General features: G+C 64.3%; 22 protein-coding genes, 1 tRNA gene, 1 pseudogene and 1 riboswitch. Of the genes and pseudogenes, 14 read left to right on the top strand and 10 right to left on the bottom strand.

Features of this window, described 5'->3' with window-relative positions:
• Positions 1-26: 26 nt before the first annotated feature.
• Positions 27-1,337 (top strand): MFS transporter, encoded by a 1,311-nt coding sequence (locus RN01_RS30930; protein WP_080672835.1) that lies wholly within the window; start codon positions 27-29, stop codon positions 1,335-1,337.
• 125 nt (positions 1,338-1,462) lie between these two features.
• Entirely contained in the window at positions 1,463-1,975 is a 513-nt protein-coding gene (locus RN01_RS30925; RefSeq protein ID WP_008649521.1) for a hypothetical protein, read from the top strand.
• 64 nt (positions 1,976-2,039) lie between these two features.
• Here the strand turns inward: RN01_RS30925 and RN01_RS30920 are convergent, their stop codons facing one another.
• Together RN01_RS30920 and RN01_RS30915 are read right to left on the bottom strand one after the other, a co-directional pair.
• Entirely contained in the window at positions 2,040-2,381 is a 342-nt protein-coding gene (locus RN01_RS30920) for a hypothetical protein (RefSeq protein ID WP_008649522.1), read from the bottom strand.
• Between the two features lie 32 nt (positions 2,382-2,413).
• Positions 2,414-2,881 (bottom strand): hypothetical protein, encoded by a 468-nt coding sequence (locus tag RN01_RS30915; protein ID WP_024570206.1) that lies wholly within the window; start codon positions 2,879-2,881, stop codon positions 2,414-2,416.
• 130 nt (positions 2,882-3,011) lie between these two features.
• Between RN01_RS30915 and RN01_RS30910 the strand changes: the two genes are divergently transcribed.
• A complete protein-coding gene (locus tag RN01_RS30910; protein ID WP_017514213.1) occupies positions 3,012-4,604 on the top strand; it encodes a diguanylate cyclase domain-containing protein in 1,593 nt (530 codons plus the stop codon).
• A gap of 76 nt (positions 4,605-4,680) precedes the next feature.
• A tRNA-Leu gene (locus tag RN01_RS30905) sits at positions 4,681-4,767 on the top strand.
• Positions 4,768-4,981: 214 nt separating this feature from the next.
• Here the strand turns inward: RN01_RS30905 and RN01_RS30900 are convergent.
• The 3 genes from RN01_RS30900 to RN01_RS30890 all read right to left on the bottom strand — a co-directional run bounded on the left by RN01_RS30900 (position 4,982) and on the right by RN01_RS30890 (position 7,381).
• A complete protein-coding gene (locus RN01_RS30900; RefSeq protein ID WP_017513975.1) occupies positions 4,982-6,250 on the bottom strand; it encodes a D-amino acid dehydrogenase in 1,269 nt (422 codons plus the stop codon).
• A 173-nt stretch (positions 6,251-6,423) separates the two neighbouring features.
• A riboswitch (glycine riboswitch) is annotated at positions 6,424-6,523 on the bottom strand.
• Between the two features lie 34 nt (positions 6,524-6,557).
• Positions 6,558-7,112: a cytochrome b/b6 domain-containing protein gene (locus RN01_RS30895; RefSeq protein ID WP_024570207.1), complete on the bottom strand. Its 555-nt coding sequence runs from the start codon at positions 7,110-7,112 to the stop codon at positions 6,558-6,560.
• Between the two features lie 2 nt (positions 7,113-7,114).
• Positions 7,115-7,381 (bottom strand): PepSY domain-containing protein, encoded by a 267-nt coding sequence (locus RN01_RS30890; RefSeq protein ID WP_008651386.1) that lies wholly within the window; start codon positions 7,379-7,381, stop codon positions 7,115-7,117.
• 208 nt (positions 7,382-7,589) lie between these two features.
• On the opposite strand from RN01_RS30890, the gene RN01_RS30885 reads away from it, so the two are divergent.
• On the top strand, positions 7,590-7,913 hold the full coding sequence (locus tag RN01_RS30885; protein WP_011519986.1) for a DUF190 domain-containing protein: 324 nt from the start codon (positions 7,590-7,592) through the stop codon (positions 7,911-7,913).
• A gap of 9 nt (positions 7,914-7,922) precedes the next feature.
• Here RN01_RS30885 and RN01_RS30880 read toward each other — a convergent pair whose 3' ends face one another.
• From RN01_RS30880 to RN01_RS30870, 3 genes are read right to left on the bottom strand one after another with little or no spacing between them, the layout of a single operon-like run.
• Positions 7,923-9,146 carry a PLP-dependent aminotransferase family protein gene (locus tag RN01_RS30880; RefSeq protein ID WP_017513977.1) on the bottom strand — a complete coding sequence of 408 codons (1,224 nt, stop codon included), beginning with the start codon at positions 9,144-9,146 and terminating at the stop codon, positions 7,923-7,925.
• A gap of 29 nt (positions 9,147-9,175) precedes the next feature.
• Complete coding sequence (locus RN01_RS30875) at positions 9,176-10,195, bottom strand: DUF1338 domain-containing protein (protein ID WP_017513978.1); 1,020 nt, start codon at positions 10,193-10,195, stop codon at positions 9,176-9,178.
• A gap of 57 nt (positions 10,196-10,252) precedes the next feature.
• Positions 10,253-11,245: a tripartite tricarboxylate transporter substrate binding protein gene (locus RN01_RS30870; protein ID WP_024570208.1), complete on the bottom strand. Its 993-nt coding sequence runs from the start codon at positions 11,243-11,245 to the stop codon at positions 10,253-10,255.
• Between the two features lie 159 nt (positions 11,246-11,404).
• Between RN01_RS30870 and RN01_RS30865 the strand changes: the two genes are divergently transcribed.
• The 3 genes from RN01_RS30865 (at position 11,405) to RN01_RS30855 (ending at position 14,818) form a co-directional block, all read left to right on the top strand.
• Entirely contained in the window at positions 11,405-12,310 is a 906-nt protein-coding gene (locus RN01_RS30865) for a LysR substrate-binding domain-containing protein (RefSeq protein ID WP_008651393.1), read from the top strand.
• A 210-nt stretch (positions 12,311-12,520) separates the two neighbouring features.
• Complete coding sequence (locus RN01_RS30860; protein ID WP_017514928.1) at positions 12,521-13,468, top strand: Dyp-type peroxidase; 948 nt, start codon at positions 12,521-12,523, stop codon at positions 13,466-13,468.
• Between the two features lie 351 nt (positions 13,469-13,819).
• Positions 13,820-14,818, top strand: a complete 999-nt coding sequence (locus RN01_RS30855) for a LysR family transcriptional regulator (protein WP_011519980.1) — start codon at positions 13,820-13,822, stop codon at positions 14,816-14,818.
• A gap of 3 nt (positions 14,819-14,821) precedes the next feature.
• Here the strand turns inward: RN01_RS30855 and RN01_RS30850 are convergent, their stop codons facing one another.
• Both RN01_RS30850 and RN01_RS30845 read right to left on the bottom strand, forming a co-directional pair.
• On the bottom strand, positions 14,822-15,328 hold the full coding sequence (locus RN01_RS30850) for a hypothetical protein (RefSeq protein ID WP_011519979.1): 507 nt from the start codon (positions 15,326-15,328) through the stop codon (positions 14,822-14,824).
• On the bottom strand, positions 15,319-16,026 hold the full coding sequence (locus tag RN01_RS30845; protein ID WP_024570209.1) for a helix-turn-helix transcriptional regulator: 708 nt from the start codon (positions 16,024-16,026) through the stop codon (positions 15,319-15,321). The genes RN01_RS30850 and RN01_RS30845 overlap by 10 nt, the downstream gene beginning before the upstream one ends.
• Before the next feature lie 396 nt (positions 16,027-16,422).
• Here RN01_RS30845 and RN01_RS30840 point away from each other — a divergent pair, with 396 nt between their 5' ends.
• The 6 genes and pseudogenes from RN01_RS30840 to RN01_RS30815 all read left to right on the top strand — a co-directional run.
• Positions 16,423-17,610 carry an alpha/beta hydrolase gene (locus RN01_RS30840; protein WP_035835544.1) on the top strand — a complete coding sequence of 396 codons (1,188 nt, stop codon included), beginning with the start codon at positions 16,423-16,425 and terminating at the stop codon, positions 17,608-17,610.
• A 43-nt stretch (positions 17,611-17,653) separates the two neighbouring features.
• Entirely contained in the window at positions 17,654-19,357 is a 1,704-nt protein-coding gene (locus tag RN01_RS30835) for an AMP-binding protein (protein WP_024570210.1), read from the top strand.
• Positions 19,358-19,370: 13 nt separating this feature from the next.
• The gene (locus RN01_RS30830; protein WP_017514805.1) at positions 19,371-20,249 is read left to right on the top strand and encodes a VOC family protein; all 879 of its coding nucleotides are present in this window, start codon (positions 19,371-19,373) and stop codon (positions 20,247-20,249) included.
• Positions 20,246-21,406: an FAD-dependent monooxygenase gene (locus tag RN01_RS30825; RefSeq protein WP_024570211.1), complete on the top strand. Its 1,161-nt coding sequence runs from the start codon at positions 20,246-20,248 to the stop codon at positions 21,404-21,406. The genes RN01_RS30830 and RN01_RS30825 overlap by 4 nt, the downstream gene beginning before the upstream one ends.
• Entirely contained in the window at positions 21,403-21,852 is a 450-nt protein-coding gene (locus tag RN01_RS30820; RefSeq protein ID WP_017515655.1) for a thioesterase family protein, read from the top strand. Before RN01_RS30825 ends, RN01_RS30820 begins: the two co-directional genes overlap by 4 nt.
• Before the next feature lie 20 nt (positions 21,853-21,872).
• A pseudogene (locus tag RN01_RS30815) lies at positions 21,873-22,337 on the top strand (Asp/Glu racemase); the annotation flags it as partial.
• Positions 22,338-22,427 lie beyond the last annotated feature (90 nt).

Genomic DNA, 22,427 nt, shown 5'->3' with positions numbered 1-22,427 from the left:
TGAACGGCCGCACCGGAGCGCATGAAATGGAGGACATTCAACGCCTTCATCCGACCGACAGCATGACCGACGCTCCCCGCTCCCATACTCGTGCCGCATCGCAACCTGCGGCCCCGGCGCCATGGTGGCGCGATACCGTCTTCCTGTTGCTGGCCGGCGGGCTGGTCATGGGGCTGGCGCTGGGCGCGCGGCATGTGCAAGGGCTGTTCCTGCTGCCGATCATCGGCGACCGCGGCTGGACGCGCGAGTCGATCGGCTTTGCCATGGCCGTGCAAAACCTGACCTGGGGCATCGCGCAACCATTCACGGGAATGGTGGCCGACCGGTTCGGCTCCTGGAAGGTGATGCTGGCCGGTCTGGTGCTGTACGCGCTGGGCCTCTACGGGATGGCGGTGATCACGAGCGCGCCGGCATTCATGCTGGTCGCCGGGGTTTGCATCGGCGTGGCGCAGTCTGGCACGACCTTCGGCGTGGTCTATGGCGCGCTGAGCCGCATGGTGCCGCCAGAGGACCGCAGCCGCACGCTGGGCATCGCCGGGGCGATCGGTGGCATCGGCCAGTTCCTGATGGTGCCGTCCGCGCAGGCGCTGTTGTCGTTCGCCGGCTGGACGAATGCGCTGATGGTGCTGGCGGTATGCGCGGCGGTGTTGATCCCGTTCGCGTTGCCGTTCCGCGATCGCGCCCCGGCATCCGACGCTGCTACCGGGGACCAGCCACCGATGCCGATGCTGGCCGCCATCCGCGAGGCTTTCAGCCACTCGGGCTTCTGGCTGCTCAACCTCGGCTTCCTGGCATGTGGCTTCCAATTGGCCTTTATCGCCAACCATCTGCCCGCCTACCTGCGCGACAAGGGGATGCAGCCCGCTGACGGCATGGCCGCGCTGGCCATCATCGCACTGGCCAATATCTTCGGCACCTATGTGTTCGGCTGGCTGGGCGGGCGGCATACGCGGAAGTACCTGCTAGCCGGCGTCTACCTGGCGCGTACGTCGGCAATGGCCCTGTTCGTGCTGCTGCCCCTGAGCCCGATGAGCCTGTATGCGTTCGCAGCGGTGATGGGCTTCCTGTGGCTCGGCACCGTGCCGCTGACCAGCGGCATCGTCTCCCAGGTATTCGGCGTGCGCTACATCACCACGCTGTTCGGCTTCGTCTTCTTCGGCCACCAACTCGGCTCGTTCCTGGGCGTGTGGCTGGGTGGGGTGGTGTTCGAGCTGACGCAGTCCTATGACCTGGTCTGGATGGGGGCGATGGCACTGGGCGTGATCGCCGCAGCGCTGCACTGGCCGATTGACGATCGGACGATCGCGCGCGCGCCGATGCGCCCGGCACGGGCATGACGGGCTATGTGTCCTGCGGAATAAACCCTGGCGCTTCGGTGTTTACGTAGCAGGCGAGATACGCGCTCAAGCAGTCCAAGTGGAGTATGCTGGGCACGAGAGTCTCACCGATACCGGAGCCAACCATGCAACTTCGTTTACCCGTCTGGATGGGGATCGCCGCCCTGGTGTTGAGCGCATGTGCGTCGCTGCAACCCGTGGAGACCGGGCAGAAGATGATCGGGAGTCCGCAGTCGGCCGTGAGCGACACGTTTGGCAAGCCCACCGAGACGCATCAGCTTGCCGACGGCACGCTGCGCTGGATCTACTCGAAACAGCCCTATGGGTATGACGTCTACGCGGCCGATTTCGATGGGTCGGGCAAGCTGATCGCGTTCCGGCAGATGCTGACCGAGGCCGAAATCTACAAGGCGCAGCCCAACGCCTGGACCAAGCGGGACGTTCTCGAGCGTTGGGGCATGCCGCGCGAGCCAATTCAGTACTACCCGTTGATGAAGCGCGAGGCGTGGTCGTACCGCATGTACCTGCCCGGCTACGTGCCGGCGCATTTCAGCGCTTACTTCGACGACAACGGGGTGCTGGACCGCACGATGATCATTATGGATACGTACGGCGCGGACCGCAGCCGCTCGAAGTAGCGACCGCGGTACCCGATGCGGTACTGCCCTGGCGGCGAGGTTAGCCGCCAAGGCATCCGCGAAGTTAGCCCCGACGAACGGCGGTGACCTTGCCGCCCACCACGTCGATGGACCGGCGCTGCGGGTTGTAGTCCATCGTGGCCGGCAGGCTCTGGCCGTCGCGGCTGCCGAAGCGCCAGGCACAGCCCTTGAGCAGGGCGGCGGCCTCGGCTTCGGTCTTGCCGATCAGCGCCTCGTCGCCCAGCTTGTCGGCCTGGCAACCCTCCGGCGTGCCACGGCCACCCTGGGGGCCCGGGTTCGGAATCGGTTCTGCGGGCGGTTGCGACGCGCAACCGGCCACCATGGCGACGAGCGCGACAGCACTGGCGGTGGTCAGTCGCTTCAATTGGCGGTTCGATCGAGTCATGCGGAGGCTCCTTGTGAAGATAACAGCGATTTCTAGAGTTTCTGCGCTGCCGCCAGCGTGAAGATCTTGCTCCAGCGGTTGGCGGTGCTGCCGTCCGCGACGGGGATCTTCCAGTCTGCGGGCGTGTGGTGGTGCAGCGTCAGCGCAATGTGCCACTTGCCATCGGCGGCAACGGCGCGGGCCTCGCCGATATCGGCGAAGATCAGCACGACACGCCGGCCATTCATCTCCAGGACACCGTTCTTGCGCTCGGCGTCCAGCCTCAGGCTACCCCAGTCACCGGTCAGCATGAGCACTCGCTCGCCATTGACGCGCTTGCCGTGGATGGCCCGATAGCGTTGCAGCCAGCGCACGGCCAGCGCGGTCAGGGCGGCAAGCAGCGCAACCACTGCGGCGGTGCCGGCGATCGCGCCGTAAGCGGCGGCTACTTTCAGGTAGAGCTGCACGACGCCGTAGACAAAGGCAGCCAGTAACGCCAGCCCCAGGAGAATGATTGGCACGTTCGGTTTTCCGGATGTGTTGTGCATTGGCGGCGCCACCGGGCGCCGCGCCAGTGTCGGACTGCGCAAGCCTATAATGGTTCGCCCCGCACAGCCAGTCGGGGCCCCGATCTGGTTCGGCCGACCTTCCATGCCATCGTATCCTCTCGTCCTTTGTCTGACCATCGCCGTGGTGTGCAGCGTGGGCATGGCCATTGCCGCCTGGCCGCGCCGTGACGACCCTACGGTCAGGGCGTTCCTGCTGCTAGCCGGGGGCGTGGTGGTCTGGAGCGGCGGACGGCTGCTCGAGATCAGCGAATCGGACATGGCCGGGCGCATCTTCTGGGCGAAGCTTCAGTACCTCGGCATCGTGGCCGTGCCAATTGGCTGGCTCGTGGCGATGATCCATGTCAGCCGGCCGCATTTCGTGGTGCCCTGGTCGAAGCTATGGGTGCCCGTGATGGCGGCGGTGCTGTCGGTCGTGCTCGTGTTCACCAATGAGCGTCACCATCTGGTCTGGACCTCGATCGAACTGATGCCCCCCGGTGTATCACCCGGCGCCGTATTCCACCACGGCATCGGCTACACGATCATGGCGGCGTGGACCTATGCGCTGCTCGGACTGAGCCTGTACTTCCTCATCACGGCCAAGGTGCCGAACGCGGCGTTGTCGGTGCGCGGGCGGAATATCCTGGCGTGCGGCCTGGCGCTGCCGCTGGTCTTTCATCTCGCCTATCTGGAACGCCTGACCGGCCCGCTCGGCGGTGATCTCACACCGGCCACGTTCTCGGTCATGACGGTGCTGGTCTGGTTCTGTGCGCTGCGATCGCATCTGGACGATGTCGGGCACTACGCGCGGCTGCGTGTTTTCGACACCATCCGCGAAGGCTGCGTGATCCTCGGCCTGGACGGCACCATCGTCGAGTTCAACCCCGCAGCGGCGCGCATGTTGCCGGAACTGGCGCAAGGCGAGGTGGCGCCTGCCACGTGGCAGGACTTGCTGTCTTCGCCGGCCACGGCCGAAGACGTCGGTACGAATCCCGGGATTCCCCAGGGCGCGCAGTACGAACTGATGGTGGAGCCCGTCTGCCGGATGGATGGCAAGCCAATCGGCAAGCTCGTGTTCATGCGCGATATCAGCCGCTATCAGTCGCGCGAGCAGGCGCTGGCCATGCAGCTTGGGCAGACCGCGCAGGAGCTGTCGCGCGCCCAGGCGGACCTCGATGTCGATGCCCTGACCGGCATTCCGAATCGTCGCTACTTCCAGCGCGAGTCGCATGCCGCGGTGACACGCGCCTACGAACGCGGCACGGAAATCGGCCTGCTGATTCTGGATGTCGACCTGTTCAAGCAGTTCAACGATCTCTATGGCCATCCGCGCGGCGACGAGTGCCTGCGGCAGGTCGCGACGGCGTTGACCTGCGTGCTCGATGGCACGCAGTTTTGCGCCCGCCTGGGTGGCGAGGAGTTTGCCGTGGTGCTGCCGGATTCGACGTCCGAGGAGACGCGAACCATCGCACGCCGGATGGTGGCAGCGGTACGCGAGCTTGGCATTCCCCACCATGGCACGCCGGTGCAGCCGTTCGTGACGATCAGCGTCGGCGCGGTCTGCGCCGTGCCCGACGCGCCGCGCCTCGAGCCGCTGCTGCATCGCGCCGACAGCGCCATGTACCGCGCCAAGCGGGCGGGCCGGAACCGCTACGTGGTCGATGGCGGGCTCTACCTGGAACTGCGCGGCAACTGACCCGGAATGAATTCGCGAGAATTCACACAGGGGCTTGCAAATTCCACAGGCTTCTGTAGAATTCGCGGCTCGCATCGCCCAGATGGCGGAATTGGTAGACGCACTAGGTTCAGGTCCTAGCGGTGGCAACACTGTGGAGGTTCGAGTCCTCTTCTGGGCACCAGATTCGAAAAGCCCCGCGCAAGCGGGGCTTTTTTCGTTTTCCGCCCGGAAAGAAAGGCCCTTGAGGGCCTTTCGCGAGGACGAGAAAAGGTTGCGCTTGCAAGCGCAACCCGGGGTCGCGCATGGGTGACCGAGTCCTCTTCTGGGCACCAGATTCGAAAAGCCCCGCGCAAGCGGGGCTTTTTTCGTTCTCCGCCCGGAAAGAAAGGCTTCCCTCAGCCGTTGCCCACCACCAATCCGCCAACGCCCACGCGCCCTTGCTGCTCCGTAGCGGCGTGGCGCACGACATCCCCCACCATCTCGGCTGTCACGGCGGACAGCGTCCAGCCCAAATGCCCATGCCCGGTGTTGTAGAACACGTTTGCTGCATGGCCCCGGCCGACGCGCGGCATCATGTTCGGCATCATCGGCCGCAACCCCGCCCAGGGCACCACGCTGCGGGTGCTGACGCCGGGGAAGCAAGCATGGACCCAGTCGATCAGCGGACGGATGCGGTCAGCGCGGATGTCGCGGTCGACGCCGTTGAACTCGGCGGTGCCGGCTATGCGGAATCGGTCCACGCCCAGACGGCTGGTGACAAGCTTGGTTTCGTCGTCGAGCAGGCTGACCGTGGGCGCCGAGGCCTGGCTTTCGGCGTCGTTGAGGTTGACCGTGATCGAATAGCCCTTGACCGGGTAGATGTTCACGCGGTCTCCGAGTTGGCGCGCGAAATCGCGGCTGGCAACGCCGGCGCAGACGACCACTGCATCGAATTCGCGCGATGTCGTCTGGCCATCGTCAGCCGAGACGATCGTCACTCGCCGGCCGCTGGTCGATACGGCGCTCACGTCCTGGTTGTACAGCATCTGGACGCCCAGTCTGCGCGCCGCCGCAGCGATACCGGTGGTGAACTTGTGGATGTCGCCGGTAGAGTCGCTTTCGGTGTAGTAGCCGCCGTAGTACTGGCCTGCCAGCGTTGGCTCGATGCTTCGCATCTCGTCCGGGGTCACCGCGCGCCGTTCGAGTCCGCCTTCGGCGAGCAGCTTCGAGACTTGCCCTGCGTGATCGAAGCCCGCCTTGTCCCGATAGATATGCAGGATGCCGCGCCGCTTGAGGTCGAAGTCGATGCCCTCCGCCTCCGCCCACGCAAACAGGTGCTGGCGCGCGGCAATGGCAAGCCGCGTGGTCTCCACCGTGTTGCGGCGGTAATGCGGGATCGATGCGATGAACTCGGCGAACCAGCTCAGCTTGTGCCAGGTCGGGCGCGGGTTGACGAGCAGCGGCGCGTCGTTGCGCAGCATCCACTTCAGGCCCTTGGCCAGCGTGGACCAGTGCGTCCAGACTTCCGCGTTGGAGGCGGAGAGTTGTCCGCCGTTGGCGAACGAGGTTTCCATGGCCGCATAGCGGTGCCGTTCGAACAGGGTGACGGAGAACCCGCGTTTGGCCAGGGCGTAAGCCGTCGTGGCGCCGGTGATGCCGCCGCCGATCACTGCGATGGATTTCATGTCGAAGGTCTTTCAGGACGTCGTGGGATGGCAGTCCGCCGCGCACCATGCGCGGTTGCGGACGCCCCCTCTGTCCTTGACCTGAGAGATTCGCGGCACACGAACAATACGCGTGCCGCTTGCTCCTTCGGTACCGCCGGCTGACGTGCAAGCCGGGGTTCTTCAGAGTTCAATGGCGGGTACCGGTCCTTTTGCCTGAGAGTTTCCGGGGCGGTTGCTCCTTCGGCGCCGTGTCGGCCGGGCGGCTGGCACAGACTCTCCCGATACACGCGGGGTAAAGCGATGGCAACTATGCCATAGAAATTCGCTAGCGGCGCGGATCACGTGGCTTGCGGCCCGTGATCATGGCAGCGACGAGGTTCTCGCGGCCCTTGATGCTCATGGCGATGGCTGCGGCCACATGAAGGATCACCAGCGCCAGCAGCGCGTTCGCCAGCCAGCGATGGATGTCGACTGGCAAATCCTCGCCCCAGAACGCATCGAGACGCGAGATCCAGCCGGTGACGGCCAGCGCCAGGATCAGCGCCCACATGGTCAGCATGGCGACGGCGCCCAGCGGCGTATGGCTGACGTGCCGCGGCGCGCGGCCGGCGACCAGTGCCTTGCCATAAGCCAGCACGGCGGACGGACGTGGCAGCCACGTGCGGAAACGCGCAGGCTGGCTGCCGATGAAGCCCCACGAGATCCGGAGCAGCACCAGCCCGGCGGCGATGTAGCCGAGGGTTCGGTGCACCTTGTCTCCGGAGTCCTGGACGAGGTCAAAGCAGACGATGGCCGCCACGCTCCAGTGCGTGAAGCGCACGACCACGTCCCAGACGCGAATCGTGTCGGGGGCGTTCGTCCGGTCCGCGGGCGCCGACATGCTTAGCTGCCGATTTCCGATTTGACGATTTCAAGCGTCTTGGTGTCGAAGTAGATCTCGGCCTTCTTGCCATCCTTGGTCGTGCCGTAGATCTCGTAGCAATTGCCGTCCACCTTGAACTTCTTGATGTTGTAGCCCTGTTCCTGGATCTTGGCCTTGGCATCGGCTTCCGGCATCCATTCGGATTTCGGGTGCTTGGCGCAGTTGGCGCCGGCGAAAGCGGCGGTCGAGAACACTCCGGCAACGAGGAAAGCGGCAATCTTCTGCATGAACTTCTCCGGCAATAAGCCCCGCAAGGGGCGATGGCGGCATCCTAACTCAGAATGAGAGCCATTCTCAACACCGGGTTTCCCAGGGGGTATCGGGCGCTCTCGGCCCGGCGGCTGGTCTTGGACCATTGCTGCCCCCTGGCATACGATGAAATTGCCACGTGGGGGGCTCCAGCTTCTGGCCAATCCAGACCCGCAGGGAGATGTCATGCAGGGCTATCAACTCACCTTCTACACGCAGGAAGGTCGGCGACATCACGGCAAGCAGCTATCGCACTGGCTGATGCAGGTGATGCGGGAGATGCAGATTCGCGGCGCCACGCACACGGTGGCGGCAGAGGGAATCGGGCACGACCATCGCTTCCATTCCTGGCACTTCATTGAACTAGCCGATCGGCCGGAAGAGGTGACGGTGGTCGCCACCGTCGAAGAGGTGGAGGCGCTGCTGGAGCGCCTGCGTCACGAAGACATCCGCCTGTTCTATGCGAAGACGCCGGTCGAGTTCGGCTTCGTCGGCACGCTGGATGTCTGAGCGCCTGGCTTAGTCCGGATTGACGACGGATACCCCGGCACGCGCCGCGGCCCGGGCAAGCCGCGCCACGCCTTCTTCGATCTGCGCCGGATCGGCGCCCACGAACGACAGCCGGAACGCGGGGCGCGCGCGACGCTCAGCGTAGAAGCCTGCGCCCGGCACGAACAGCACTTTCTCTGCGATGGCATGGGGCAGCAGCGCCGCCGCGTCGTCGATGCCGTCCACGGATACCCACAGGAACATGCCACCGGCGGGATCCGCAAACCGGATGCGCGTGCCGAACGCCTGGCGCAACGCCGTCGTCAGCCGATCGCGTTTGTCGCGATAGACCGCCACTTCCCGCGCGATCTGCCCGGGCAGGTTTCCGGCCTGAAGGTAATGCGCGGCGGTCAGTTGCAGCCATGGCGGCGTGCACAGGTCCGACACCTGCTTGGCGATCACCGCGCGACGCACGATCTCCGGCGCGGCCACCATCCAGCCCAGCCGCAGTCCTGGCGCCAGCGTCTTCGACAGGCTCGCGAGATGCACGAGCCACGGGCGCGCGCCGGGTACCTGATCGCACAGCGCGAGCAGCGATGGCGGCGGCGGACCGTCGAAGCTCAACGCGCCGTAAGGATCATCCTCGACCAGCACGATCTCGTGCCGTGCCACCAGTTCCAGCAATTGAAGCCTGCGCGCGGGCGACAGCGTGGCGCCGGTTGGATTGGCGAAGGTCGGCACCGTGTAGATCATGCGCGGACGTGCCGGCGCGTTCGCGAGCATCGCCTCCAGTGCGTCGACGTTCATGCCGTCATGGTCGGACGGCACGCCGCGCACGTCAGCGCCGGCCAGCCGCAGTGCCTGCAGCGTGGCCGAGTAGGTGGGTTCCTCCACCAGCACAAGGCTGCCCGGCTCCACCAGCGCGCGCACGAGAAAATCGAAGCCCTGTTGGGAGCCGCTGGTGATGAGCAGTTCGTCCAGGACGACGGCCGCGCCACGCTCCGCCATCAGGGCCGCCAGCGCCTTGCGCAGCGCTGGCGTGCCCTCCGTGGCGCCGTACTGCAGGCACTCGGCAGGACGTTCGCGCAATGCCTGTGCGGATGCCGCGCCGATGCCTTCCACGTCGAACAACGCGGCGGACGGATAGCCGCCGGCGAACGAGATCATCTCCGGGTCGGAGAGATACTTGAACAGCTCGCGGATCGGCGAGCCTTGCGGCTCGCGTAGCGCGGGAACGAAGGGGTAGGCGGCCATGGCGTGCTCGTGGTTGCGGACGTCGTGCTTCAGCAGGCCGCCGCGGTCATCTTGAAGATGCCCTGCGCATTGCCGGCGTCGAAGCCCAGGTCCGTGCGCGTGATGGCCTGTGCCTCGTCCACGTAGCGATCGCGCGTGATGAATTCGTAGAACGAACCCGGTACCTCGCGCACCACCTCGTCACCGCTGGCGCCAACGAACGCGCGGCGAACCGGATCGGCGCGGAACGCGGTCTGCTTCACGCGGCCGCTTTGCGACACCTCGACCTTTTCCTTCATGGGGCGGCCCACGCGCTTCTGTTCGTCCGATACCGCGAAGACGTCCTCCACGCGGTCGGTGGCGTGGTTGAACGCATTCCCTTCGGTGGCAATCCACGCCATCTCCGACGACTCGGCCAGCAGGCGTTCGTAGTCGTTCAGGTGCGGCGTGGCGTGCTGACGCTCGAAGCAGCGGGCCAGCAGGTCGATCAGTTCCCCGGCATCGGCCAGCGGCAGCGCGCCGTCACGTTCCAGTTCCCACAGTAGCGACTGCGCGCGCGGCGTGAGCGGATCGGCGGAGTTGCCGACGACGCGGCTCACGGCTTGCTGGAAGTCCTCGCTGTAGCGCTCGGGATGGAATTCGCTGAGGAAGAACTGCGCGATTTCCTCCGGCGCGTCGGCGTGGGCATACGAGCGGCCCGTCATGCCGATGCGGTCGAGCGGATACGTGCCATTGAGGCGGTAGCCAAGCGGGCGCAGGATACGCGTGAAGGCTGCCTCACCTGCGGGCAAGGCGCCGTTCTCTTGCCAGCGGACGGTGCGCAGCGCGCCGTGATCGAAGTGCACCTTGCCGCCCGTGGCCGCTACATCCTCCGTGTAGGCCTTGCCGGTGGGCACGCGATCCAGGATGCCGGCGAACAGCACCAGGTTCAGCGCATGAGCGATCTCGGCGCGCGTGGGGTGACCCAGCTTGCCGGCCGGCAGCGTGGGCATGGCCACCAGTTGCGAGAGCCGCGCGGCGGCTTTGGTGCCAAGGCTAAGGGAAACGAGCGAGGTGACGTTGGAAATCATGATGATGTGCCGCGCGGGGGACGCGCGGAAAAGCAGTTGGAATAACGGAGGTGGTTTTCAGTCCACCGAGGCGCCGGACAGTCGGACGATGTCGCCCCACTTCTGGCGATCCTTCTTCAGAACCTCGGCGAAGGCGTCTGGCGTGCTCGGTGCCGGTTCGGCGCCGAGTTCGCGCATCTTGGCCTGCACGGCGGGCTCGCCGAGCACGCGCGTCAGGTCCTGGCTAATCTTCTGCGCAACGGCTGCAGGGGTACCACGGGGCGCGAGCAGGCCGAACCACGGGCTGGCGTCGAAGCCTGGCACCGGACCGGCGGCGGCGACGGTCGGCACGTTGGGCAGCGCAGACGAGCGCGCCGGCGTGGTCACCGCCAGCGCCTTGAGCTTGCCGGAGCGGATGAACGGCAGCGAAGCCGGCAGGTTGTCAAACATCACATCGACGCTGCCGCCCATCAGGTCGGCGATGGCCGGGCTGCTGCCCTTGTAGGCGACGTGGCTCATCTCCGTGCCAGTCATGCGCTGGAACAGTTCGCCCGCGAGGTGCGTGGAGGTGCCATTGCCGGCCGATGCCATGTTCACGTGCCTGGGATGTGCCTTCAGATAGGCGATCAGTTCGCCCAGCGTCTGCACATGGGCGCGCTCGGCGAAGGCCGGCGACACCACGACCACGTTCGGCACCTTGGCGACCATCGTCACCGGCACGAAGTCGGCGCCGGCGTCGTAGGGCAGCTTCTTATACAGCGTCGGATTGATGCCGAACTCGCCCACCGAGCCCATCAGCAGCGTGTACCCGTCGGCCGGGGACTTGGCCGCCGTGCCGGTGCCGACGATGCCACCCGCGCCCGGACGGTTGTCGACGAGGACGGTTTGCTTCCACTGGATCGCGAGCTGGTCGCCGATCAGGCGCGCCACCATGTCGGTGGTGCCGCCCGGTGGATACGGCACGATGATGCGTACGGGTTTGGCCGGGAATTCCTGGGCGGCGGCGATGCCGGGAACCGCCGCGCCGAATGCGAGGCCGGCAGCTGCGAGGGCGCTGATCAAACGCTTCATGTTGTCTCCCTGTCCTGCTTGTCTTTGTTCGTTCTGGGGTGCCGCGTTAAGAGGGGGCGCGGCGTTGCGAGTTCGAATCGTTCCTCATCAAGCTGACGGTTTCAAGCGAGATTTCGGTATAGGATGATGACTTTTAGTCAACAAGTCCGTCCCCGCCTCATGCGCCAACGTCTTCCGAGCCTGTCCAACCTGCGTGCCTTCGACGCGGCGGCGCTGCATCTGAATCTGCGGCGCGCGGCGGCGGATCTGTACATCACGGAGAGCGCGGTATCGCGCCAGATCGCCTCGCTGGAAAGCCTGCTTGGCGTGCAGCTTTTTCACCGGGCCAACCAGCGCATCACGCTGACGGCGGCGGGGGTGCTCTATAGCCGCCAGGTGCGCGAGATGCTGCGCAAGCTGCAGCGCGATACGCTGGACATCATGGCGCACGAAGGTGTTGGCGGCACGGTGGAACTGGCGTGCGTGCCAACGCTGGCCGTCGAGTGGCTGATTCCACGGCTGCCGGGTTTCTATGCCCGCCACCCGCAGGTCATCGTCAACATCCGCGCGCAGTCGGATGTGTTCCTGTTCGAGGGCACGCCGTACGACGCGGCGATCCACTTCGGCGAGGCGGTCTATCCGGGCGCGCGGGTGGACCGGATGTTCGGCGAGGAGTCGGTAGCCGTCTGCCATCCGGACTTTTTCGGCGGCAAGAAGCGGGTCAGCGTCAACGACATCGCGCGATCGCCGCTGCTGCACCTGGTCACGCGCAGTTTCGGCTGGAAGCAATGGATGGAGGCCGCCGGCATTGACGATGTCAATGCGCTGCGCGGCGCGCGCTACGACCACCACAGCATGGTCATCAGCGCGGCCCGCGCGGGGCTTGGCATCGGGCTGGTGCCGCGTTTCCTGGTGGAGGAGTACCTGACGCGCGGGCTGCTGGTGACACCCGTGGCGCGATCACTGCGCGCGACGAGTGCGTACTACCTCGTGGTGCCCGACAACCAGCCAATGAGCGATGCGATGGGGCACCTGCGCGAATGGTTGCTGGAGGCAGCGGGTGAGTTCGTGGGCGTCGCGACGTAGAGGGAGCCTTGAGGGAACGACCTTGTGACTTCGCGTCGTGACTTTGCGTTGCGCCAAGGCTTGAGTGCCGTATACGATGGGGTACGGAACATGGTCGTGGTCCCGGAAACCCATGCCAAGGTGTGGCTTTCCCAACTAGTGCACGTGTTCTAGTCTTGAAGACTGTCTCGCGCAGTCAGCGTCTGAAGCTATAACCATACTCACTCCCCCATGCCAAACGACCCGATCGAACCCCAGGCCGTCTATCAACCCATTACCCGCAGCGCGATCTTCATCGTCGCGACGCTGACGCCCGGTGCCGAGCACGCCGCGACCGTGCGCGCCTGGTGCGCGGATGTCGCAGCGCTCGTGCGGTCCGTCGGCAAACGTGTGCCGGGTGGCAACCTGTCATGTGTCTGCGGCTTTGGCACAGACGCCTGGGATGCGCTGTTCGGGGGCCCGCGTCCCGCATCGCTACATGCATTCCGCGAGTTCGGCGCCGGCGATCGACGCGCCGTGGCCACACGGGGCGATCTGCTGCTGCATATCCGCGCGGAACATATGGATCTGTGCTTCGAACTCGCGACCCAATTGATCGGCCGGCTCGGCGCGGCGGTGACCGTGGTCGACGAAGTGCATGGCTTCCGCTACTTCGACATGCGCAGCATGGTGGGCTTTGTTGACGGCACTGAGAATCCAGTGGACCGCGAAGCCGTGGATTTCACGATCATCGGTGACGAGGACCCATCGTTCGCAGGCGGCAGCTACGTGATCGTGCAGAAGTACCTGCATGACATGACCGGCTGGAACGAGCTTTCCGTCGAGGCGCAGGAGCGCATCATCGGGCGGACCAAGTTGTCCGACATCGAACTCGATGAGTCGGTCAAGCCGACGTGCTCGCACAGCTCGCTGACGACGCTGGAAGAGGACGGCAAGGAAGTGAAGATCCTGCGTGACAACATGCCGTTTGGCTCGCCCGGCAAGGGCGAGTTTGGCACCTATTTCATCGGCTACGCGCGCTCGCCCGCGCCAATCGAGCAGATGCTCGAGAACATGTTCGTCGGGCGTCCGCCGGGCAACTACGACAGGCTGCTCGACTACAGCAAGGCAGTCACCGGCAGCCTGTTCTTCGTGCCGTCTCAAGCGCTGCTCGAAGCGCTCGCGGAACGCAACCCATAGACCACTGGCCTCGAAGCGGGGCTGCGGGCTGGGAAGTGGCCTGTCCTGCTTCTTCGATGGCATGGAGCCCGGCGCGGGCCGCGACGATGATGACGGCCTCGGCATGTCCGTCGAGGCCGAGCGCCAATCGTTGAATCGACTGACGTGTTCAGCGAGCAGGCGCTGGGGCTGCCGCAGCGTGCCAAGGCCACTTCAGACGCCACCGGATCCGATTCGCACCAAAAAACTGACCCTGTCATACTCCCGTAATACCCACACTAAGAGCATGGACTCCATCATTGTTCGCGGTGTGGGACAATCGCGCCCCATCGGGTAAGGGTTTTCCCGGTGTTCGCGTGAACAAGGTGCGCAATGAAATCGATCGACTGGAAGGACTGGGAAATCTTCTGCCGCGTGGTGGAAGGGGGCGGCTTCACACAGGGGGCCGAACTGGCCGAAGTCCCGAAGTCATCGGCGAGCGCCGCGGTGGCGCGGCTGGAAGGGCAACTCGGCGTGCGATTGTTCGAGCGGACCACGCGTCGGGTGCGCGTCACCCAGCGCGGCCAGCAACTATATGATCGCGTGGCGCCACTGTTCGGCGAACTGCGCGAGATCAGCGCGGAAGCGGCGTCCGTCAGCGAAGAGGTCAGCGGGACGATCCGCATCGCCACACCCTATGAAGTCGGTTCGCAGCACCTTTCGCCGACGGTGAACCGGCTGCTCAAGCTGCATCCCTCGCTGCGCGTGCAACTCGATGTGAGCTGGGACCAGCCAGACCTGATCCGCCACGGCTATGACCTGGCCTTCGTCATGACAGACACGGGGTTGAGCGATAGCTCGTTTGCCAGCAAGCGGGTGGTGCTGATCGAACGCGCGTTCTATGCCGCGCCGTCCCTGATTCGCGAGCGCGGACTGCCGCGTACGCCGCAGGATTTGCAAGGCTGGCCCACGGTCGGCAATCTTGACGATACGCGTTGGGAATTCCTGCGCGATGGGGTGGAAACCTTCGCCATGGATGTGGAACCCCGCATCTGCACGCACAACGCGGAAGTCCGGTTCAATGCCGCGGTGGATGGCCTGGGCGTGACGCGCCTGTCGCCGCGATTTGTGCGCGAGGCACTTGTGGAGGGCAAGCTGGTGCGCGTGCTGCCTGGCTACGCATCGTCCCCGCTGAAGGTCTATGTGCTGATGCCCGCCCGCAAGCTGATGCCGGCCAGCGTGCGAGCATTTCTGGATGCGCTCGAGGAAACGCTGGGTGTGCCGGAAACGCGTCGGCCCGGAGCGCGCGTGACGGCCGCAACGCGCATTGAGGAGAGCGCGGAAGATCAGAACGATGACGATGGCGAGCCCACCGTCATCACCCTCGACTGAGCGTCAGAAAGGCTGGTCGCCGCTGCGGGCGTCGAAGCCCAGCGTGTCGGCGATTTCCAGCATTTCGTCGTCGTCCTCGCTGCGCGTGATCCAGCCGGCATAGGCATCGCCGCCCGTATCCCAGTTCCAGAGCGTGTAGCCCGCCACGCGGAGCTGATCGGCCGCCAGCTCCATGAGTTCGGGCACGCTGGTGCCTTCGAGGAAATCCTCATCCTCGGTATCGTCGGTGCCCCAGTCGATCTCGAGATCGATACGCTCGCATAACTGGTTCAGGCAGCCGATGAAGGACTCCACGTCCTTCCAGTCGACATAGAAGCCTGATTCCCAGTCGATGATCTCCTTGATCTGAGAGAGCAATGCCTCCGAATCGACGTCGTCTTCCTCGGCGTCTTCCAGGGCTTCCTCCAGTAGCGTGAGCTGCCGTGTGGTCTGTTGCGTGTCACCCAGGTTGATCAGCGCGAACAGCCGGCTCACGGCGTCCTGCGCATCGTCTTCCAGTTCTATCGCCATCTGTTCTCTCCTGCCGCTACCTTTCCGATTTCATTTTGCCCACGCGGTGTCACGCGCAGCGCGCGCGACGTGCTTGTAGGTTCTATCCAGCCGCGCGCCAGCATCGCCTGCAGCATCGCGGCCCCGAGCGCCCCGCCCAGATGCGGCTTGCGCTCGCTCCAGTCGGGGCACGTGCAGGCGAACTGCCGCCGCTTGCGCCGCGCCGCATCCACGTCGATGCCCAACTGCCCCATGGCCCGCGTGCCATCTCCGGTCAAGTCGACCCGCGTGCCGTCCACGGCGATCCAGCCCGCCTGCGACATTCGTTCGAAAAGCCCCACAGCAAGTTCCCCGGCCAAATGGTCGTAGCAAGTTCGTGCCTGCTTCAGCGCAGGCGGCGTGGTGCGCGAAACGGGCACGGCACGCATGCGCGGCGGCTGGCTGGCCAGCGACGCGGTGGCCAGCGCCTCGATGGCCACGCCAATTTCCGGCGTGGCAAGCCGATAGTAGCGATTGCGCCCGCGAGTTTCCACCACCAGCAAACCACCTTCGGAGAGGCGGGTCAGGTGTCCACTGGTCGACGACGCGGACAATCCGGCGATCAACGCCAGTTCGCCGGCGGGCCGGGCGCTGCCGTCCATCAGCGCCCACAGCATCGCGGCGCGGCCCGGGTCGGCCAGCAACCCCGCAAGCTGGCTGATGCCAGGAGCGAATTCCATAGTTCATGCTTCCGTGAAGGGACGGATGCAGTATAGGGGAGTCAGGGAGCGCCTGATGGGCGGTGACATTGAAGTCTGCACAAGAACCTGACGTCCTCGTACACCTTGAGCAAGGTTGGCCCTGCGCTGGGTGCCGTCGTTGGTCTGCGGCACAACTTCTGATCGTTGTCGACTGGACGTATCGGCTGGGGCGCGTCTTGCGGGTGTGTCGCCTTCGCGGCAGACCTTTCTTTCCGGCGCGGCGCAGTTCGCGAGGTCTCCGGAATTATTTGACAGCATATCAAATAAACACTAGATTATTGAGACGGTCGCATTTACGAAGGAGACAGCGTGAGCGAACAAGACAAGCCGCAAGTGACGGCAGGAATGCGAGGTGCCTCATGGGACGCCCGGCTGATGGACCGCCCCTATCAGATGGTGCCCTATGCATTGGGCACGGCCGATGGGCAGCGCACGCTAGGCTTTCTGTTCAGCCTCACTGGCAAGGAGAAGACGGTTGTATCCCTGATGCACCCGCGCGAAATGGCCATCACTCACTACCTGGTGCCGTTCGTGCTCGATGCCGGATGTGCTTGCTGGGTGCAGGGCCCGCGCTCGATCGGCAACGACCTGCGTCTGGAGCATGAGATCGCGCTGTTCGATGTCGCAGCCGGTATGACGCACCTACGCGATCTTGGTTATGAAAAGATCGTGCTGCTCGGCAATTCGGGCGGTGCGGGGTTGTACACGTTCTACAACCAGCAGTCGTTGACGCCCCGTGAAATGCGTATTGCCCGGACGCCGGGTGGCCGCCCGACGAACCTGGGTGAACTGCATATGCCGGAAGTCGATGCGTTCATCCTTGTGTCGCCCCACCCGGGGCAGGGCAAACTCCTGATGAGCGGCATTGACCCGTCGGTCGCTGATGAAGACGATCCCATGCAAACGGACCCGACGCTCGATCCGTTTTCAAAGGCCAACGGGTTCGATGTGGAATCCGGCAAGGGCCGATACGCGTCCGAGTTCATCGAACGATATCGCGCTGCACAGACCGAACGCGTTGCCCGCATCGACGCACGCGCCAGGGCAATGCTGCGGGCCAAGCAGGAGGCGCGGCAGAAACTGAAGGCCGGCGCGGGCACCGATTCTGACCGTCGGCTCGCGGCCCATGCGCCGATCTTCGAGGTCTGGCGTACTGACGCCGACCTGCGCTCATGGGACATCTCGCTGGACCCGTCCGACCGCAAGACCGGTTCGCTCTGGGGCAAGGATCCCTTCGTGTCCAACTGGGGAAGCGTGGGTTTTGGACGTGTCGTCACGCCGGAATCCTGGCTCTCCACGTGGTCGGGGCTGTCATCCAACGCGGCGCTGGACAAGACGATCGGCACGTTGCATCAGCCCACGCTGCTGCTCGAATACACCGGCGATCAATGCACGTTTCCGGCGGATATCCAGGCCATCTACGATCAGATCCCGGCGGCGCATAAGCAGCACATTCGTGTGCGCGGCAACCACCACGGCATGGCGTTGAGCCGCGAGGAGGAGCCCGGGCAGCGCATTGCAGGACGTCATATCGTCGAATGGCTGCGGGAATCGATGGCCTGAGCGGCACCGCAGACGAACTATATAAATACAGAGGTAGACAAAGATGCTGCAACCCACCCACGTACGCCCCTCCGTGTTGCTCGAAGGCGTGCGCTATCCCGATGAAGACCGCCTTCGCCGTTATGTCGGTGAAGGTTACCTGACCGGCGAAACGCTGGTTGGCGCCTTCCGTCAATCGTTCCGCGATCACCATGACCGGTTGGCCCTGGTGGGGCCGGAGGGCGAGTTCACCTATCAGGAGTTGGACGAACGGACTGACCGTCTTGGGGCGGCGCTGTTGGCGCTGGGTCTCAGGCCGCTCGACCGTGCGGTCTTTCAATGCGGCAACAGCAATGAGCTGCTGTTCGCATTTCTCGGATGCCTGAAGGCCGGCATCATCCCGCTGTGTTCGCTACAGGCATTCCGCAAGCTGGAAGTGGGTTACCTGGGCAACTTGTGCGAGGCACGCCTGCATTTCGTTCAGGGAGATGACCCCAAGTTCGACGACGTGGCGTTTGCCGAGGAGATGCAGGCGGAAGTACCAAGTCTCCAGTTCATCCTTCAGGCGCGCGGTGAGCGCCGCGGGCGAGCCAAATTGCTGGCTGACTTGATCCGCGATATGCCGCTGGCGCGCGCCCAGGCATTGCTGGCTGAAGTCGACCACGAGCCGTTCCAGGCGGCGGTGTTCCAGTTGTCGGGTGGCACCACCGGTGTGCCGAAGATCATCCCGCGCTTTCAGAACGAGTATCTGTACAACATGCGCGCAGTGGCTGCGTGCAACGGATATACCGCTGATGACGTGCTGTTCTTCCCGACGCCGTACATGCACAACCTCAACATGGGCTGCTTCTTCGGCCCGTTTCTGTTGTGCGGCGCGAAGGTGACGGTAGCCCCGGATATCGGCGAGGAAACGCTGCAGTCTCTCGTTCGCAACTACGAACCGACCTGGTTCGGCGTTGCCGGGCCGATCCTGAGTCGCATCGCGCCGGAACTGCTGCGCGGCACCGCGTCGGACAAGGCGCGACGCAACTTCATTGCCCCGAAGAACGCAGCCAACCTGACGCGCCTGACCGGGTCGCCGACACATCATATTTTCGGCATGACAGAAGGCGTGATCATGTTCACGCGCCCGGAAGACCCTTCGGAGATTCGCGAGCAATCGATTGGTTACCCGGTATCCGATGCCGACGAAGTGCGCATCGTCCATCCCGGCACCGAAGACCCCGTGGCCGATGGCGAAGTTGGTGAAGCCTTGTTCCGGGGGCCGTACACCATCCGCGGCTATTACAAGTCCGAGAAGGAAGACGTTACGCGCTTCACTGCCGACGGCTTTTACCGCTCCGGTGACCTGATGTCCGCTCAAGTGGTCGACGGCAAGCGCTATTACTTCTTCCTCGGGCGGATCAAGGATGTCGTCGATCGCGGCGGTGAAAAGATCAACGCCGAAGAGCTTGAAAACGTCATCAACCAGCACCCGTCGATCCTGGCGTCAGCGGTCGTTGGCATGCCAGACAAGGTCTACGGCGAGCGTGTCTGCGCCTTTGTGCTACTCAAGCCGGCAGCGGCGTCGGGCCTGACACTTCCCGAACTTGCCCAGTACCTGCAGAAGGTCGGCCTCGCCAAGTTCAAGTGGCCAGAGCGGCTCGAAGTCATCCCAGAATTTCCGCTGACGGCATCGGGCAAGCTCAGCAAGGTCCTGCTGCGTGACCGCATCGTCCAGATGCTGCGCACTGAAGCGGAAAACGACACTGTTCACCAAGCAAAGTGAAGAAGGAAGAGACATGAACCAATCCACGCAAGGCGCCCACGCCAACGTGCCTGTCGTTGCACTGCACGGCGTACATCACACTGCGCGGCCCACCTGGAAGCTTGCGGAAACGGTGCACTTCTACCGCGATCTGCTGGGCCTGCCTCTCGTGCACGCGATTTCGGCGAAAGGGTGGGGACCTGACAATCACGCGGACTTCCTGCATTTCTTCTTCGATAGCGGCAACGGCAGCACGATCGCCTTCTTCTACTACATCGGTACCGAGCGGCCCGACTGGCTGACCGTGCGCGAGCACTACCAGGACCGCGCCACGCACACCGCATGGCGAGTGCGCGACGAAGCGGAGTTGCTGCAGTGGCGCCAGCGCGTGGAGGCGGTGGGCATTCCATTGCGCTACCAGATTCGCCACGAGGTCATCGAGTCGATCTATTTCAACGATCCGAACGGATACCCGATCGAGATCACCTGGCAGGTGCGCCCGTTCAGCGACGCCGACAAGCAGGATGCCGCGTTCACGATCGATTCCGCCATCGAACTCGAACGCGCACGGGAGAAGGGTGCCGCCTTTGCATCGATCGAGCCGGTCTGGCAGCGCAAGGCGGAGCGTATCGAGCGCGCCGCGCCGAATGGCGAGAAGGCTTCGATCTATGTACTCGATGTGCCCGAGTTTGCGCCGCTGATCGACGTGGCCCGTAAGACCGCTGGCTATCAGACCACTGCCATTGGCAATGGCTACGTGCGCATCGACGGCAATCCGACATTGCAGTTCCGGCGCAAGGAACTCGGCTTCAAGCCGGCGGTCTGGTACGGGGCGCTGACCGGCGGCCTGGCAGGCAGCATTCGACAGTTCGACATGGATGCGCTCGTGGTGGCTCCGGGAGATGCGCAATGAAGGTGGCGATCATTGGCGGCGGACCGTCGGGGCTGTTTTTGTCGATCCTGCTCAAGGAGCGGATGGCGCAGGTCGACATCGACGTGTTCGAGCAGAACCCGGAGGATGCGACGTTTGGCTTCGGCGTTGTCCTGGCCGACACAGGCCTGTCGAATCTTCGGGCAGCTTCGCCGATCGTGGTGGACCGCCTGGCCAAGGCCATGCGGTTCAACGACCAGCATTCGATCGTTAGTCACGAGCATCCCATCGTCATGAGGAAGCCCGGTGCAGGTGGTGGTGCCATTCCCCGCATCAGTCTGCTGTCTGTACTGCAACAGCGCGCAAAAGAGCTTGGCGTACGGGTGACGTACAACAAGCGCATTGCCGATTTCGATGCGCTCGATGCCGACCTTGTCGTCGGGGCGGACGGCATCGGCTCGCAATTGCGTACCGCCAATGAAGCGGCCTTTGGCACGACGCGCCGCACACTGACGAATCACTTCGCCTGGTTCGGCGTGGCAAAGCCCTTTGCGAGTCCGGCTCTGGTGTTTCGCAAGTACGAGGGCGGCTACTTTGTGGCCCATTACTACCCGTACTCCGATTCGATGAGCACATTCGTGGCCGAGTGCGACCACCAGACCTGGGTCGACTTCGGCATGGAAGAGATGAGCGCCGAAGCGCGGCAAGCGCTCTTCGAGACGGTGTTTGCCCCGGAGCTGACTGGCCATGGATTGGTTTCGAACAATTCTATCTGGCGACAGTTTCCGGTGATCATCAATGCCAACTGGCATGTCGGCAAGCAAGTCCTGATTGGCGATGCACTGACCAGTGCGCACTTCTCGATCGGATCTGGCACCCGGATTGCGATGGAGGATGCCATGGCGTTGGCGGACGCCATCGTGGCGCACCCGGACGATGTACCGGCTGCGCTGGAGCAGTACGAAGCCGTGCGCAAACCGGAAAAGGCCAAGCTGATCAGCGCTTCCGAGGCGTCGTATAACTGGTACGAGCGCATTCGGGAATGGATGGATCTTCCCACGCCGCACGAGTTTGTGTTTCGCTTTATGACGCGTACCGGCCGTATTGACGCGGAACGTCTGCGGGCTCAGTTTCCGGCGTTGATGGCCGAGCTGGCTGCCGGCGGGGTGGCAGCCGTGGCGGCAGAAGGGCAATCATGATACGCGCCACGGAGTATGTGCTGAGCGAAAGCCCGTTCGTGGTCAGGCGTACCGTGCGTTGGGGAGATTGCGATCCGGCAGGCGTCGTCTACACAGGCCGGTTCACCGACTATCTGCTTGGAGCGGTCGGTCTCTACACCGCGCACATGGCGGGCGGCGACGGCCGGCTGGGAGAGGTCCACGGCGTCGGTACCCCATGCAAGGCCATGCGTTTCGAGTTTATTGGCACGCTTTGGCCAGACGACGTGATCGATATCACGTGCACGGTCGAAGCCATTCGGACCAGATCGTTCGATATCCGCTGCGTGGCCCGCCGACCCGACGGCGCCCCGGTCTTCGACGCCATGTTCTCGCCGATCTGCGTGCGGCTGGACCGGCGCGAAGGCACGCCAATTCCCGACTCGCTGCGCGCGGTGCTGAACCGCTTCCTGTCCCCAGCGCTCTGAATCGTTTCCTGGAAATATCAATGTCGACGTACCGAATCGGGCAAATCGTGCCCAGCTCCAACATCACGATGGAGCGCGAAGTCCCCGCCATCTTCAATGCCCGCATGCAGGTGCTCCCCGAGCAATTCAGTTTCCACGCGAGCCGCGTGCGCATGCATCGCGTGGTGGCCGAGGAACTGGAGAGGATGAACCGGGACATGGGCCGCTGCGCGCTGGAACTGGCCGACGGCCGCGTGGATGTCATGAGCACGGCGTGTCTGGTGGCCACCATGTGCATGGGTAACGGTTATCACCGTCAGGTCATCGAGGAACTCGGTGCCGCTATCGGGGACGCGCCGTATCGCCCGCAGATCATGACATCGGCCGGCGCGCTGGTGGAGGAACTGAAGGACTTCGGCGCCCGACGCATTTCATTGATGGCCCCGTACAGCGATGCCCTGACGAAAACCGTCGTCGAGTACATCGAGCACGAAGGCATTGAGCTTGCCCCCGCAAAACGAATCCCTTGCTGAGGTTAAACTGAAGCAAGGAGAGATGTGATGACAAGCAAGACAAAGCGGGCGCAGTACACGCTG

Origin of the sequence: Cupriavidus sp. SHE, from assembly GCF_000812445.1 — a bacterium.
In the GTDB taxonomy this organism is placed as follows: domain Bacteria; phylum Pseudomonadota; class Gammaproteobacteria; order Burkholderiales; family Burkholderiaceae; genus Cupriavidus; species Cupriavidus metallidurans.
The sequence above is the reverse complement of the archived record's forward strand: the minus strand, read 5'-3'. Positions and strand labels throughout refer to the sequence as shown.

Bases quoted from the DNA above. Each gene is read 5' to 3' on its own strand.
- RN01_RS30930 (WP_080672835.1), top strand. From the start codon at position 27: ATGGAGGACATTCAACGCCTTCATCCGACCGACAGCATGACCGACGCT.
- RN01_RS30925 (WP_008649521.1), top strand. From the start codon at position 1,463: ATGCAACTTCGTTTACCCGTCTGGATGGGGATCGCCGCCCTGGTGTTG.
- RN01_RS30920 (WP_008649522.1), bottom strand. From the start codon at position 2,381: ATGACTCGATCGAACCGCCAATTGAAGCGACTGACCACCGCCAGTGCT.
- RN01_RS30910 (WP_017514213.1), top strand. From the start codon at position 3,012: ATGCCATCGTATCCTCTCGTCCTTTGTCTGACCATCGCCGTGGTGTGC.
- RN01_RS30900 (WP_017513975.1), bottom strand. From the start codon at position 6,250: ATGAAATCCATCGCAGTGATCGGCGGCGGCATCACCGGCGCCACGACG.
- RN01_RS30895 (WP_024570207.1), bottom strand. From the start codon at position 7,112: ATGTCGGCGCCCGCGGACCGGACGAACGCCCCCGACACGATTCGCGTC.
- RN01_RS30890 (WP_008651386.1), bottom strand. From the start codon at position 7,381: ATGCAGAAGATTGCCGCTTTCCTCGTTGCCGGAGTGTTCTCGACCGCC.
- RN01_RS30885 (WP_011519986.1), top strand. From the start codon at position 7,590: ATGCAGGGCTATCAACTCACCTTCTACACGCAGGAAGGTCGGCGACAT.
- RN01_RS30880 (WP_017513977.1), bottom strand. From the start codon at position 9,146: ATGGCCGCCTACCCCTTCGTTCCCGCGCTACGCGAGCCGCAAGGCTCG.
- RN01_RS30875 (WP_017513978.1), bottom strand. From the start codon at position 10,195: ATGATTTCCAACGTCACCTCGCTCGTTTCCCTTAGCCTTGGCACCAAA.
- RN01_RS30870 (WP_024570208.1), bottom strand. From the start codon at position 11,245: ATGAAGCGTTTGATCAGCGCCCTCGCAGCTGCCGGCCTCGCATTCGGC.
- RN01_RS30865 (WP_008651393.1), top strand. From the start codon at position 11,405: ATGCGCCAACGTCTTCCGAGCCTGTCCAACCTGCGTGCCTTCGACGCG.
- RN01_RS30860 (WP_017514928.1), top strand. From the start codon at position 12,521: ATGCCAAACGACCCGATCGAACCCCAGGCCGTCTATCAACCCATTACC.
- RN01_RS30855 (WP_011519980.1), top strand. From the start codon at position 13,820: ATGAAATCGATCGACTGGAAGGACTGGGAAATCTTCTGCCGCGTGGTG.
- RN01_RS30850 (WP_011519979.1), bottom strand. From the start codon at position 15,328: ATGGCGATAGAACTGGAAGACGATGCGCAGGACGCCGTGAGCCGGCTG.
- RN01_RS30845 (WP_024570209.1), bottom strand. From the start codon at position 16,026: ATGGAATTCGCTCCTGGCATCAGCCAGCTTGCGGGGTTGCTGGCCGAC.
- RN01_RS30840 (WP_035835544.1), top strand. From the start codon at position 16,423: ATGGACCGCCCCTATCAGATGGTGCCCTATGCATTGGGCACGGCCGAT.
- RN01_RS30835 (WP_024570210.1), top strand. From the start codon at position 17,654: ATGCTGCAACCCACCCACGTACGCCCCTCCGTGTTGCTCGAAGGCGTG.
- RN01_RS30830 (WP_017514805.1), top strand. From the start codon at position 19,371: ATGAACCAATCCACGCAAGGCGCCCACGCCAACGTGCCTGTCGTTGCA.
- RN01_RS30825 (WP_024570211.1), top strand. From the start codon at position 20,246: ATGAAGGTGGCGATCATTGGCGGCGGACCGTCGGGGCTGTTTTTGTCG.
- RN01_RS30820 (WP_017515655.1), top strand. From the start codon at position 21,403: ATGATACGCGCCACGGAGTATGTGCTGAGCGAAAGCCCGTTCGTGGTC.